Source organism: Pseudomonas sp. RSB 5.4 (assembly GCF_037126175.1).
GTDB classification, from domain to species: Bacteria; Pseudomonadota; Gammaproteobacteria; order Pseudomonadales; family Pseudomonadaceae; genus Aquipseudomonas; species Aquipseudomonas fluorescens_H.
The window spans coordinates 4,642,893-4,656,127 of record NZ_CP146986.1 but is presented as its reverse complement, the minus strand read 5'-3'; the positions used below and the strand labels follow the sequence as shown (position 1 = coordinate 4,656,127).

Below are 13,235 nucleotides of genomic sequence, written 5' to 3'. Positions count from 1 at the left end.
TTGTCCCTTTGTCGTCAACGGTCCCGCTATTCTAGCGCCGGGCCCGCCGAAAAGGTTGATTCTGCTCATGAGCCAAGCCCCCCTCGTCCTGGTGGACGGTTCGTCTTACCTGTACCGCGCGTTCCATGCACTGCCACCGCTGACCACCTCCAAAGGCCTGCCGACCGGCGCGGTCAAAGGTGTGCTGAACATGCTCAAGAGTCTGCGCAAGCAGTACCCGGACAGCCCGTTCGCCGTGGTCTTCGACGCCAAGGGCGGGACGTTTCGCGATGAGATGTACGCCGAATACAAGGCCAACCGTCCAAGCATGCCCGACGACATGCGCGTGCAGATCGAGCCACTGCACCAGAGCGTGATCGCCCTCGGCTTCCCGCTGCTGTGCGTGGACGGCGTCGAGGCTGACGACGTTATCGGCACGCTGGCCCGCAGCAGCGCAGCAGCGGATCGCCCGGTGATCATCTCCACCGGTGACAAGGACATGGCGCAACTGGTCGACGGTCACATTACCTTGGTCAACACCATGTCCGGTAGCTCGATGGACGTGGAGGGCGTGAAGGAGAAATTCGGCGTCGCTCCCGAGCAGATCATCGATTATCTGGCGCTGATGGGCGATTCTTCCGACAACATCCCGGGCGTTCCCGGCATCGGCCCGAAAACCGCTTCCGGCCTGCTGGTCGGGGTCAACGGTGGACTCACCGAGCTTTACGCGAATCTCGACATCGTGCCGACGCTGCCGATCCGCGGGGCCAAGACCCTGCCGGCCAAGCTCGAAGAGCACAAGGAGATGGCCTTCCTCTCCTATCAACTGGCAACGATCAAGGTCGACGTGCCGCTGGACATCGGCCTCGACGACCTGCAAATGGGCGCGGAAGACCCGGCCAAGCTCTACGAGCTCTACACCCTGCTGGAATTCAAGAGCTGGCTGAATGATCTGGATCGCGACGCCAAGCGCCAGGAACTGAGCGCAGCCGCCGAGCCTGCGCCGGCTGGCGATCTGTTCAGCGCACCAGCGGACGAAGCGCCTGCCGCCCCCGCTGAAGCCGCCTACGAAACCATTCTCGACCAGACGCGTTTCGACGCCTGGCTGGAGAAACTGAACAACGCCAAGCTGTTCGCCTTCGACACCGAAACCACCGGCATCGACGCGCAGCAGGCGCAACTGGTCGGCCTGTCGTTCGCGGTGCAGGCCAACGAAGCGGCGTACATCCCGCTGACCCACTCCTACATCGGCGTGCCGGAGCAACTGGATCGCGACACTGTGCTGCGCGCGCTCAAGCCGATTCTGGAAGACCCGAACAAACTCAAGGTCGGTCAGCACGCCAAGTTCGACATGAACATCCTGGCCAACTGCGCCATCGGCGGCGATCAGAGCCAAGGCATCAACGTGCGCGGCATCGCCTTCGATACCATGCTTGAGTCCTACGTGCTCAACTCCACCGCGACCCGCCACGACATGGACAGCCTCGCGCAGAAGTACCTGGATCACACCACCGTGAGCTTCCAGGACATCGCCGGCAAAGGCGCCAAGCAACTGACCTTCGACCAGATCGCTTTGGAGCAGGCCGGCCCGTACGCCGCCGAAGACGCCGACATCACCTTGCGCCTGCACCAGACTCTGTTCGACAAACTCAGCGCCATCCCGAGCCTGGCCAGCGTGCTGACCGACATCGAGATCCCGCTGGTGCCGGTGCTGGCGCGCATCGAGCGTCAAGGCGCGTTCGTCGACGCCGAACTGCTCGGCATCCAGAGCATCGAGCTGGGCAACAAGATGGTCGCGCTGGAGCGCGAAGCATTCGAGATCGCCGGGGAAGAATTCAACCTCGGCTCGCCGAAGCAGTTGGGCGTGATCCTCTACGAAAAGCTCGGCCTGCCGGTGCTGAAGAAGACCGCCAAGGGCCAGCCATCGACCGCTGAGGAAGTGCTGGCCAAGCTCGCCGAGGACGATCACCGTCTGCCGAAAGTGCTGATGGAACACCGTTCCATGAGCAAACTGAAAAGCACCTACACCGATCGGCTGCCGGAGCAGATCAACCCGCGCACCGGGCGTATCCACACCTCGTACCACCAGGCCGTGGCTTCTACCGGACGCCTGTCCTCCAGCGATCCGAACCTGCAGAACATTCCGGTGCGTACCGCTGAAGGCCGGCGTATTCGCCAGGCGTTCGTTGCGCCAAAGGGCTACAAACTGCTGGCGGCGGACTATTCGCAGATCGAGCTGCGGATCATGGCCCACCTGTCCAAAGACGAAGGCCTGATGAACGCCTTCCGCAACAACCTGGACGTGCACACCGCGACCGCCGCTGAAGTGTTCAAGGTTGAGCTGAACGAAGTGACTTCCGACCAGCGCCGTGGCGCCAAGGCGATCAACTTCGGCCTGATCTACGGCATGGGCGCGCAGAAGCTCGGCAAGGACATCGGCGTCGACACCAAGATCGCCAAGGCCTACATCGACACCTACTTCGCCCGCTACCCGGGTGTGCGCGAATACATGGAGCGCACCCGCAAGCAGGCCGCTGATCAGGGCTATGTCGAGACCTTCTTCGGTCGCCGTCTGTATCTGCCGGAAATCAACTCGAACAAGCCGCAGGAACGCGCTGCCGCCGAGCGCACGGCGATCAACGCGCCGATGCAGGGCACTGCCGCCGACATCATCAAGAAAGCCATGGTGGCGGTGGATAACTGGCTGACGGCTTCGGGGCTGGACGCCAAAGTCATCCTGCAGGTGCACGATGAACTGGTGCTGGAGGTTCGCGAGGATCTGGTCGATCAGGTCAGCCAGGAAATCCGCCTGCACATGAGCGAAGCGGCGAAGCTGGACGTGCCGTTGCTGGTGGAAGTCGGCGTCGGCAACAACTGGGATGAAGCGCACTAAGGCATCTGGCCCGGGCGTTTGCCGCGACACACCGTCGCGGCAAACGCCCGAAACGCGCTTATTTCGAAACGCGCTTGGGGTAATTCCAAAGCTTTTTGAAAAAAATCTGAACTAATCTGACAACTCACTACTCAGAGATACTGAATGGCTGGTGAAGCCCTTCAATGCTCCTATGTTGTGTTAAGTGTTGGCAGATATCTGAACCCCGCCCTAGCGGTTCGGAGCTTAAACCCCGGAACTTCTCCCTCCCCATACGAAGTCCGGGGCTTTTTTTACCCAAAAATCGGCTGTAGCGCGGTCATGCTGCGTTAAAAGCGTTACTAAAAATGCTCATTTAGGTCCCCTAAACTCCGCTTTTTATTAACGCTTTTGCCTTGCCTGACCGCACTACAACCAATTTTCCATAATCCGATTATTCAGCTGTTGTTTCCGCACCCTTGTCCGCCAGTTCCATCCAGCCTGCCAACACAGTGTAGGCCTCTTCCAGACCCATGCGTTTTGGCGCCGAGAACAGCTGGATCGTCACCAGATCACCCCAGCCCTTGCGGATTTCCGACTGCACTTTCAGCAGCGTGTTCTTGGCTGCGCCATAGGTCAGCTTGTCGGCCTTGGTCAGCAGAATGTGCATCGGCATGCCGGCGGCAACGGCCCAGTCGAGCATCAGCAGGTCGAAATCGGTCATTGGATGGCGGATGTCCATCATCAAAATCAAACCCTTCAAACTCTCGCGGCCACCGAGGTAAGCCTCGAGGTGACGCTGCCAGTGTTGCTTGAGCGGGATCGGTACTTTTGCATAACCATAGCCCGGCAGGTCGACCAGACGCCGTTCATCGTCTAGCTTGAAGAAGTTCAACAGCTGTGTGCGACCCGGGGTTTTCGAGGTGCGCGCCAGGCTGGCGTGAGTCAGGGTGTTCAGTGCACTGGATTTACCAGCGTTGGAACGACCGGCGAACGCCACTTCGAAGCCTTCGTCGTCAGGGCATTGATCGACTTTGGCGGCACTGAGCATGAACGTGGACTGTTGGCACAGGCCGAGGATGGGATTCTTGAGTTGCATGGGATTTCCGATGTGGGCGGCGCCGGGATTGGGCGCGGAACGCGGTGTCGCTTCCGTTTCAGTGACGCCAGTATATAATGCCGCAGATTTTGTGTGTGCTTTGTCCCAGCGAAGGATGAAGTTCACGAGAGCGACAGACCTTGATTGCGCATTAGAACGCAGAACGCTCTCAACCCTGAAAAGGTCGTTTAAATGGCTGCTGGCTGCCGGAGTCCTGCTACCGCTTTACAGCGCACAGGCTACACAGGATCCGGAAGCCGTGTACAACCATGTTTGTGGTGCCTGTCATGCCGGCCAACTCCCCATGGCGCCCGAAAGAGGCGATAAGGAAGCCTGGACGCCGAGGTTGGCGAAAGGGATGGCGACGCTGGTGCAACACGTGACCCAGGGTTTCAAGGCGATGCCGCCGCGTGGTTTGTGCATGGACTGCAGTGCCGAGGATTACCAGGCCATCATCCTCTGGATGAGCGAGTAAACCCGGTCCATAACTTTTAACCCTTAGCCGTAGTTGGATTAGCTGATGAACAAATTGATCGTGAGTCTGCTGTTGACCGTGGGAATCTCAGGCATCGCCCATGCTGCTGGGGATGCAGCAGCCGGCCAGGCGAAAGCCGCCGTTTGCGGGGCCTGCCATGGCCCGGACGGAAACAGCATGGCGCCAAACTTCCCGAAACTGGCCGGTCAAGGTGAACGCTACCTCGACAAGCAGTTGCACGACATCAAGTCGGGCAAGCGCGTCGTTCTGGAAATGACCGGCCTGCTGACCAACCTGAGCGATCAGGATCTGGCCGACATCGCCGCCTACTTCGCCAGCCAGAAAGGCAGCGTCGGCGCCGCCGATCCAAAGATCGTCGCGCGAGGTGAAGCCCTGTTCCGTGGCGGCAACCTGGACAAAGGCCTGCCAGCCTGTACCGGCTGCCACTCGCCGAACGGTGCCGGCAACGCCGCCGCAGGCTTCCCGCACCTGGGTGGCCAACACGCTCAATACATCGCCAAACAACTGACCGAATTCCGCAAGGAAGAAGGCGGTCGCGCCAACGACGGCGACTCCATGCCAATGCGCACCATCGCTCGCAAACTGAGCGACGAAGATATCGCCGCGGTCGCCAGCTACATCCAGGGCCTGCACTAACCGCCCTGAATCGAGCGTTAACGCTGATGGACATCTCCTGCAACGTTAACGCTCGATTAATCCGTCGCAGCAAGTATAAAAAGGGTGGCTTTGGCTGCCCTTTTTTGTGGCCGCTGCCGTTACACTACAGAACTCATGCCCGCCAGGATCTGTCTGAAAACAGGTCGCGCGAGGCGACCAAAATTGTCCAGGAGTAAAGCATGCGTAATCTGATCATCAGCGCCGCTCTCGTCGCTGCCAGCCTGTTCGGCTTCACCGCCCAGGCTGCCGAAGCACCGGCCGCCCCTTATGTCGAACTGGCCAACCCGGTGCCGGTGGCAGTACCTGGCAAGATCGAAGTGGTGGAGCTGTTCTGGTACGGCTGCCCGCATTGCTACTCCTTCGAGCCAGTGATCAATCCCTGGGTTGAAAAACTGCCATCCGACGTCAACTTCGTGCGTATTCCGGCCATGTTCGGCGGCCCGTGGGACGCTCATGGCCAGATGTTCCTGACCCTGGAAGCGATGGGCGTCGAGCACAAGGTTCATGCTGCGGTATTCAATGCCATCCAGAAAGAACGCAAACCCCTGACCAAGCCTGAAGACATGGCTGACTTCCTTGCCACTCAAGGCGTCGACAAGGACAAGTTCCTGGCCACCTTCAACTCGTTCGCCATCAAAGGGCAGATCGTCAAGGCACGTGAGCTGGCCAAGAAGTATGAAATCACTGGCGTTCCAACCATGATCGTCAACGGCAAATACCGCTTTGACGTCGGCTCTGCCGGTGGCGAGAAAGAAGCGCTGCAACTGGCTGATCAACTGATCGCCAAAGAGCGAGCGGCCAACAAGGCAGCTGCCAACTAAGCGCGGCAATCGCCATGCGCCGCTGGGGCACCGAACGCATCGTTGGCCTGCATGATCCGCAGGTCAACGAGCATCACCTGGAGTCCACGGGCCTGCCCGCAGACCATCGTCTGCGCTTGCTCAGCTTCAACATCCAGGTCGGCATCAGCACCGAGCGCTATCGGCACTACCTGACCCGCAGCTGGCAGCATCTGCTGCCGCACACCGGGCGCTCAGGCAATCTGCAAAAAATCGGCGACCTGCTTGGCGACTTCGATCTGGTCGCCCTGCAGGAAGCCGATGGCGGCAGCCTGCGCTCAGGCTACGTCAATCAAGTCGAACACCTGGCCCACCTCGGCGCCTTCCCCTACTGGTATCAACAACTCAATCGCAACCTCGGCCGACTGGCCCAGCACAGCAATGGCGTGCTCAGTCGCCTGAAGCCGTGGGCGATCGAAGATCATCCGCTGCCCGGCCCGAAAGGTCGCGGCGCGATCCTGCTGCGCTTCGGCGAAGGTCCGGAGGCGCTGGTGGTGGTGATGATGCACCTGGCGCTCGGTGCCAGAGTGCGCAGCCTGCAATTGGCCTACATTCGCGATCTGATCAGTGGCTACAAGCACCAGATATTGATGGGCGACATGAACACCCATGCCAGTGATCTGCTACAACAGTCACCGTTACGCGATCTCGGCCTGCTGGCCCCGCAGATGGAGGCGACGTTCCCCAGCTGGCGGCCGCAGCGTTGCCTGGATCACATTTTGCTCAGCCCGACCCTGACCCTGGAAAAGGTCGAGGTGCTGGCTCAACCCATTTCCGATCACCTGCCGGTCGCGGTAGAGATCCGTCTGCCGGGTTCGCTCACGGCCGATGCATTGCCCGCGATGAGTCCTGCCCCTCGCGGAACCCCTGAATGAGCGACGACGCCCAGCGCTGGAAAGAGAAGTACCTTAAAAGCATCGAACAACAGGACAAGCTCGAACGTCGCTGGGCCGCCCGGCTCGACTTGCTGCGTCGCGGTCTGGTGCGCAGCACGCTGGCCGCCGAAGGCACCGACAAAGTCGTTGATCAGTGCATGAAAGAGATGCGCGACGTGGTGCGCACCGACGACATGGACGCCGGCCTCGCAGCCCTGCTGCCGCGCCTGGAAAAAGCCGTGCTCGATTCCGAGCAGCGCCGCGAGACCCGTATCGATCAGGTCAGCACCGCGCTGACCGCGCTGGTCACCCAGCTGCAAGCCTTGCCGCTGCCTCGGGAAGTCGCCCAGCCGCTGAAGAAATTCGCCAAGCAACTCGACAGCCGGGTCGGTCAGGCGCGGGAAATGCCGCTGCTGCTGAGCGAACTCAGCGGTTTGCAGGGCAAGGCGCTGAGCCAGCTGGAAACACCGGCCGAGCCGGACCGTCCGGGCTTTCTGCAGCGTTTGTTTGGCAGCCGCGAGAGTGAAGAGGCAACAGCCGCGCCGCCGGCCCCGGATCAGCCTCAAGCGCCTGCACCACCCAGCGCGGGACCTGCGCCAGAGCCAGAGCCCGTGCCGACAAGAGCAATCGAACCGGTGCCGGTAGCGCCGCTCACCGCAGAGACCATCGCGCAACCACCGGAGGCTGAGCTTCAGCAAACGCCAGCCGTGCAACCCCAGGCCGAATCGCCCGTGGTTTCATTTGTGCCACCCGTGGTTGCAGTCGAGCCGATCAGCGAACCCGCTGCCGCGCCCGCACTGCCGGCAACCGAACCGGAAGTCGCGCGGCCGGCCACCCCGATCACATCACCAGCGCTGGTTGCCGCGATCAACCCCGACGAGTTGATCCACCCCGGTGACAGCCCGACACCGTTGCTGCTCGACAGCCTGCCCCTGCCCGAACCGATCGCCCAGGCCCTGGCCGCCATCGACCCGGAGCAACCCGAGCAGGACATTCTGTTCGCCCTGCCCGACTCGCCGGAGCCGTCCTACAGTTCGGTGGCCAAACACATTGAAGACACGCTGATCGGGCTACTTGACGACCTGACCTTGCCCGAGCGCCATCGCCCGCAGGCCGAGGCGATGCGCGACCGTTTGAAAAATGGCCTGAACTGGTACGAACTGCTGCCGATTCTCGACGATCTTGCGACCTTGATGCTGGCCATCACCGACAGCGGCCAGCACGAGTTCGAAGCCTATCTGCAACAACTCAACGAACGCCTCGAAGCGTTCCAGAGTAACTTGCAGGCCGCCAGCGAGGGCCACGCCGACAACAGCTCGGCGGCACGGGCAATGGACACGCAGATCCGCGAGCAAGTCGACGGCTTGCAGACCAGCATGCAGGAGGCGGCTGATCTGGATGACCTCAAACAGGTGCTGGAGAACCATCTCGAAGGCCTGCTCGGCACCATGGACCAGCACCAGAAACAACGCGATGCCCGCGAGCAGGAAGTGGCGGCACGTCTCAAAGGTCTGGCCGAGCGCGTGGCGCACATGGAGCAGGAAGCCCTGGGCTTTCGCGAACACCTGGAAGAACAACGGCAGAAAGCCCTGATCGATCCGCTGACCGGCCTGCCCAACCGCGCCGCCTGGAGCGAACGGCTGGAACACGAGATCAAGCAGTGGCAGCAACACGGCAATACCTTGAGCCTGGCGATGCTCGACCTCGATCATTTCAAGCGCATCAACGACAACTACGGCCATCTGGCCGGCGACAAGGTACTGAAGATCATCGCCACCGTACTGCGCAAACGCCTGCGCGGTGCAGATTTCATTGCCCGCTTTGGTGGCGAAGAATTCGTTCTGCTGCTGCCGGCCACCACGCCGGCCGTCGGCGCCAAACTGCTTGAAAGCCTGCGCGCGGCGATCGAAGCCTGCCCGTTTCACTTCAAGGGTGAACGGGTGACGATCACCATTTCCATGGGCCTGGCGTCGTTCAGGACGGGAGAACACAGCGATCTGGTGCTCAAAAGAGCCGATCAGGCGCTGTACCGCGCGAAAAACAGCGGGCGCAACCGGGTCGAGCTGGGCTGAGCAATTGTTCCATTTTGTTTAAATCAGCCCATCGGCCGTCGATACGCAAGGCAGTACGTTACACTGTTGCATTACTGTCTTGCGTGTACTGTCTTCTGCCATGAAATTTTTTGCTCTCCTTGCGTCGCTGCTCGTTCTGGCCGGTTGTGCCAGCGCCCCGCGTTACGACACCAGCCATCCTTCGGCCAATCACGACAGCCGCGTGCAGTTCGTGATCGTGCATTACACCTCTGCATCGTTGGCACGTTCGCTGCAGCTGTTGACCCACGGCGAAGTCAGCAGTCACTACCTGATCGGCGACGACAAAAGCGCCACCATCTACAAACTGATGGATGAAAACCAGCGTGCATGGCATGCCGGGGAAAGTCAGTGGCAGGGCCGCACCTGGCTCAACTCCAGCTCGATCGGCATCGAAATCGTCAATCCGGGCTTCAAGGACACGCCGACCGGGCGCCTGTGGTTTCCGTACAGCGAAGCGCAGATCCAGTCGCTGATCGTTCTGCTCAAGGACATCAGCCAGCGTCAGGGCATCAGCCCGCGCCATATCATCGGTCACAGCGACATCGCCCCCCTGCGCAAACTCGACCCGGGGCCGCTGTTCCCTTGGAAACGCCTGGCCGCCGAAGGCCTGGGCGTGTGGCCCGATGAACAAGCCGTGGCGCGCCAGCAGGCACAGTTCAACGCCGAGCTGCCGAGTATCAGCTGGTTCCAGGCACAACTGGCGCGCGTCGGTTACGACACCCCGCAAACCGGCGAGCTGGATGTCGCAACCCGTCATGTACTCGCCGCCTTCCAGATGCACTTCCGCCCTTCACGCTTCGACGGTACGCCGGACGCACAAACGGCGGCATTGTTGCTGGTACTCAACCAGACAAAATAATGACGCCCGCCCGACGGTCAGGGCGAAACCGTAATCAGCAGCTATAACTCATTGGTAATTCTTCGGATATTCCATGATGGTTGCTACCCGAGCGACGCTGCGTAGCTGGTTCTATCGCCCGTGGTTTTTGGCGATGATCGCGGCTGTCCTCAGCGCTGCGTTGCTGATCGCCGGTGGAATGTTCTTCGCCATTCACCAGATCGAACAAAACGAGAGCCAGGAGATGAACGCTCAGGGCGAGCGTTTTCTGGCTCGTCTGGAGCAACTGTTCGGGCAATTGCGCGAAAGTCTCGACGACCTCGAAGCGCAGCCGTTACGCAGTTGCGATGACGAAATGATCGCCACCCTGCAACAGGTCACCTTCAACTATCGCTTCGTCTATGAGGCGGCCTACATGGACGGCAAGCGAATCTGCTCCAACCGGCCCCGGCAAGAAGGGCTGTCGGTCGTCCGTGCGCCAGACATCAAAGGCCCGACTTACAGCTACTGGCTCAACACAACCACCGAACCCGATGAAAACCGCGCAGCCCTGATGCTCGGGCGCGGCAATTTCCGCGTGGCCACATCCCGTGGGCATTTGACTGACATGGTCGACCTGCCACCGGACAGCAGCCTGCTGGTGGTGCTCGATCACGGCAAGCGAGCTATTCCGGTACTCGGCAAAGCCCAGGCATGGCCACCGACCGAGGCCTGGCCACCAAAAAGCCGCGAGGCGCTGCAAGTCACCCAGTCACGGCTGATCTACCGCATGCCAACTAAAAATCCGGAATACCAGTTGGTGCTGATCACGCCACGAACCGGCATGCACATTCCCACCGTCTGGTGGTGGATGGTGCCGGTCTGCCTGCTGCTTGGAGCGTTGTCGGGGTTTCTGGTGTTTCTGCTGGTGCGCCAGCGTCAGTCGCTGGACGCCGAGCTTCAGGGCGCGATTCGTCGCGGCGAACTGCAAGTGCTGTATCAACCGATCTTCGACCTCGACAGCCGCAACTGCGTGGGCGCCGAAGCCCTGCTGCGCTGGCGCCGGCCAGACGGTACGTTGACCAGTCCCGACCTGTTCATCCCCATGGCGGAAAACACCGGGCAGATTCGCCAGATGACCGATTTCGTCCTGCAACGGCTGCTTGAACAACTGGGGCCGGTGCTGCGCGCCAACCCGCAGCTGTACATCTCGGTCAATCTGGCTGCGTGCGACGTGATGGTGCCGCGCATCGGTCAGGTCATGGCCAAGCTGTTGACCCTGCACCGGGTCGCGGCGCGGCAGATTGCCTTTGAGGTCACCGAACGCGGGCTGATCGACGTGGTAGTGGCGCGGGAGAACCTGCAAGCCTTGCGCGATGTCGGGCATCAGGTGTTGATCGACGATTTCGGCACCGGTTATTGCAGCCTCGCCTACCTGCAGACGTTGCCGGTGGATTGCCTGAAGATCGACAAGGCCTTCATCGACGCACTCGGTCATGACGCGGCCAGCAGTGGCGTTGCTCCGCACATCATTCACATGGCGCAGGCACTGGATCTGAAGGTGATTGCCGAAGGCATCGAGCACGAAGCGCAAGCCGTGTTTCTGAGCAGTGAGGGGGTCAAGTTCGGTCAGGGCTGGCTGTTCGCCCAAGCCTTGAGTGCGGTGCAGTTCATCGAACTGATCACCCGCGGACGGCGCCTCGCCGGACGCCGGCTGGATGACGAAGCCTAGACCGCCAGCGCCATGTAGAACTGCGTGCCCTGTCCCGGCCGCGAATAGACGCCCATCCGCCCGCCATGCAACTGGACGATTTCCTTGCACAGCGCCAGGCCAAGGCCGGCGCCGCCCTTCTTGCGCCCGACCTGCACGAACGGTTCAAAAATCCGCCCCTGCTGCCCGTAGGCAATGCCTTCGCCGTTGTCTTCGACGCTGATGATCACCCGCTCGCCATGCCGGCGCGCCTGCAGGCGGATCTGTCCGTCGCGGGCAGTGTGGCGCAGGGCGTTATCGATCAGGTTATCCAGCACCCGGTCCAGTTGCGCCTGATCGGCCTGCAGGCGCGGCAACGGCCCCTGCACTTCGACGTTCAAGGCAATGCCCTTGGCCGCCGCCGAATCGGCGAAACGCGACTGTGCCTGCTCGAGCAGATCTTCGATGGAACACGGCGCCAGGGTGAGTTTCTGCAAACCGTTCTGATAGCGCGAGAAGTTGAGCAAGTCGTTGATCAACTGCATCAGGCGCTGCATCTCTTCGTTGACCGTGTCGAGCAGGTCCGCCTCGCGTGACTCCGGGGGAAACTTCGCCCGCTCGCGAAACAGGCCGAACGCCATGTGCATGCCGGTGACCGGCGTGCGCAGCTCATGGGAGGCGCGCAGCACGAACTCGCTGCGTACCCGTTCGAAGGCGCGCTGCTCGGTGACGTCGTGCAGCACCATCACCGCGCCAAGAATATGTCCCTGGGTGTGGCTGACCGGGGTCAGGCTATAGGTCAACAAGCGTGATTCGCCATCGACCTCGATGCTCAAATCCTCCGGGGCGCGCTCAAGGGTGCCGCCGCGCAGCACCAGTTGCAGTTGCGCATCAAGCTCCGGGCGCTCAAGCGCAGTGCCCAGGCCCTGCCCCAAGCGGTCACTGTCCCAGCCCAGCTGGCGCTGGGCCACCGGATTGAGGTGCTCCAGATGCCCTTCGCGGTCGATCATCAACAAACCGTCGTCGATGCTGTCGAGCACCGCCTGCAAGCGCTGCTGACCGGCCAGCAGCTCGTCGATATTGGTCGCCTGATGCTCGCGCAGCGCCTCGGCCATGAGGCCGAAGCGCTTGGTCAACTGATTCATTTCCATCGCCGAGGAAATCGGCAGCGTCACCTCGAAATTGCCTTGGCCGATGTTGTCCGCCGCTTGCGCCAGCGCCTCGATCGGCGCGCCGAAACGCCGGGCAATCGCATGCGCAGTGACAAACCCGATGATCAACACCGCCAGCCCTACCAGTCCGAGCAAGCCAGACACCAGCAGCGCCCGCTCCCGGGCGTCATGCTGTACCGCGTTGATGTTGTCCAGCGCATGCTTGTGTTCGGCGATCAGACCGTTGCGCAAGGTGTTGAAGCGCTCTCTGAGTTCGCTGTTGCCACTGAGCACGTTGCCGGGTTCACGCAACTGCTCGAACGCCTGGAGAAAACTCAGGTAATCGGCTTTGGCCTGAGTAAACCCGTACTGTCGGCCATCGCCGTCTGCCTCCTGCGAAATGCCTTCATCGAGTAATTGCAGGTAATGCTGCTTGGACGCCTCGAACGCCGCAGGATCGGGCTTTTCAGCCAGCATCAGCACCAGTTGGTCGCCGAGGGTCTGGCGCAATTTGAGCCCCAGATCCAGGGTCACGAAGTTGCTGCGGATCGTTGCTTCCTGAGTACCGGCCATCTGCATCACGCTGACCAGCCCGAGCAACAGCCCGAGCAAGGCGACCGTGATCAGCGCAGAAATGCTCAGGAACAAGCGAGTGCGCAACTTCATCGCCAGCTTCATCGTCGGGCGC

At 61.2% G+C, this 13,235-nt stretch carries 10 protein-coding genes; 8 read left to right on the top strand and 2 right to left on the bottom strand.

All coding sequences use genetic code 11. The features are described from left to right. Nucleotides 1-67 precede the first annotated feature (67 nt). Nucleotides 68-2,872 carry a DNA polymerase I gene (gene polA / locus V9L13_RS21105; RefSeq protein WP_338800445.1) on the top strand — a complete coding sequence of 935 codons (2,805 nt, stop codon included), beginning with the start codon at nt 68-70 and terminating at the stop codon, nt 2,870-2,872. A 412-nt stretch (nt 2,873-3,284) separates the two neighbouring features. Here the strand turns inward: polA and yihA are convergent, their stop codons facing one another. After that, nucleotides 3,285-3,929: a ribosome biogenesis GTP-binding protein YihA/YsxC gene (gene yihA / locus V9L13_RS21100; RefSeq protein ID WP_338800444.1), complete on the bottom strand. Its 645-nt coding sequence runs from the start codon at nt 3,927-3,929 to the stop codon at nt 3,285-3,287. A 175-nt stretch (nt 3,930-4,104) separates the two neighbouring features. Here yihA and V9L13_RS21095 point away from each other — a divergent pair, with 175 nt between their 5' ends. From V9L13_RS21095 to V9L13_RS21065, 7 genes are all read left to right on the top strand, one after another. Continuing rightward, a complete protein-coding gene (locus V9L13_RS21095) occupies nt 4,105-4,404 on the top strand; it encodes a c-type cytochrome (RefSeq protein WP_338802889.1) in 300 nt (99 codons plus the stop codon). 45 nt (nt 4,405-4,449) lie between these two features. Then, on the top strand, nt 4,450-5,061 hold the full coding sequence (locus tag V9L13_RS21090) for a c-type cytochrome (RefSeq protein WP_338800443.1): 612 nt from the start codon (nt 4,450-4,452) through the stop codon (nt 5,059-5,061). Between the two features lie 200 nt (nt 5,062-5,261). Beyond that, a complete protein-coding gene (locus V9L13_RS21085) occupies nt 5,262-5,903 on the top strand; it encodes a thiol:disulfide interchange protein DsbA/DsbL (protein ID WP_338800442.1) in 642 nt (213 codons plus the stop codon). A gap of 14 nt (nt 5,904-5,917) precedes the next feature. Then, the gene (locus tag V9L13_RS21080) at nt 5,918-6,796 is read left to right on the top strand and encodes an endonuclease/exonuclease/phosphatase family protein (protein WP_338800441.1); all 879 of its coding nucleotides are present in this window, start codon (nt 5,918-5,920) and stop codon (nt 6,794-6,796) included. Then, nucleotides 6,793-8,868 (top strand): diguanylate cyclase, encoded by a 2,076-nt coding sequence (locus V9L13_RS21075; RefSeq protein WP_338800440.1) that lies wholly within the window; start codon nt 6,793-6,795, stop codon nt 8,866-8,868. The genes V9L13_RS21080 and V9L13_RS21075 overlap by 4 nt, the downstream gene beginning before the upstream one ends. 100 nt (nt 8,869-8,968) lie before the next feature. After that, the gene (locus V9L13_RS21070; protein WP_338800439.1) at nt 8,969-9,748 is read left to right on the top strand and encodes an N-acetylmuramoyl-L-alanine amidase; all 780 of its coding nucleotides are present in this window, start codon (nt 8,969-8,971) and stop codon (nt 9,746-9,748) included. Nucleotides 9,749-9,821: 73 nt separating this feature from the next. Further along, on the top strand, nt 9,822-11,438 hold the full coding sequence (locus tag V9L13_RS21065) for an EAL domain-containing protein (RefSeq protein ID WP_338800438.1): 1,617 nt from the start codon (nt 9,822-9,824) through the stop codon (nt 11,436-11,438). On the opposite strand, the gene V9L13_RS21060 is transcribed toward V9L13_RS21065, so the two are convergent. Next, nucleotides 11,435-13,225 (bottom strand): KinB sensor domain-containing domain, encoded by a 1,791-nt coding sequence (locus tag V9L13_RS21060; protein WP_338800437.1) that lies wholly within the window; start codon nt 13,223-13,225, stop codon nt 11,435-11,437. The two genes, V9L13_RS21065 and V9L13_RS21060, sit on opposite strands and share 4 nt — an antisense overlap. Nucleotides 13,226-13,235: the final 10 nt, after the last annotated feature.

What these genes read in the sequence shown, in the direction of transcription:
- polA (WP_338800445.1), top strand. Translation starts at nt 68, where the DNA reads ATGAGCCAAGCCCCCCTCGTCCTGGTGGACGGTTCGTCTTACCTGTAC.
- yihA (WP_338800444.1), bottom strand. Translation starts at nt 3,929, where the DNA reads ATGCAACTCAAGAATCCCATCCTCGGCCTGTGCCAACAGTCCACGTTC.
- V9L13_RS21090 (WP_338800443.1), top strand. Translation starts at nt 4,450, where the DNA reads ATGAACAAATTGATCGTGAGTCTGCTGTTGACCGTGGGAATCTCAGGC.
- V9L13_RS21085 (WP_338800442.1), top strand. Translation starts at nt 5,262, where the DNA reads ATGCGTAATCTGATCATCAGCGCCGCTCTCGTCGCTGCCAGCCTGTTC.
- V9L13_RS21080 (WP_338800441.1), top strand. Translation starts at nt 5,918, where the DNA reads ATGCGCCGCTGGGGCACCGAACGCATCGTTGGCCTGCATGATCCGCAG.
- V9L13_RS21075 (WP_338800440.1), top strand. Translation starts at nt 6,793, where the DNA reads ATGAGCGACGACGCCCAGCGCTGGAAAGAGAAGTACCTTAAAAGCATC.
- V9L13_RS21070 (WP_338800439.1), top strand. Translation starts at nt 8,969, where the DNA reads ATGAAATTTTTTGCTCTCCTTGCGTCGCTGCTCGTTCTGGCCGGTTGT.
- V9L13_RS21065 (WP_338800438.1), top strand. Translation starts at nt 9,822, where the DNA reads ATGATGGTTGCTACCCGAGCGACGCTGCGTAGCTGGTTCTATCGCCCG.
- V9L13_RS21060 (WP_338800437.1), bottom strand. Translation starts at nt 13,225, where the DNA reads ATGAAGCTGGCGATGAAGTTGCGCACTCGCTTGTTCCTGAGCATTTCT.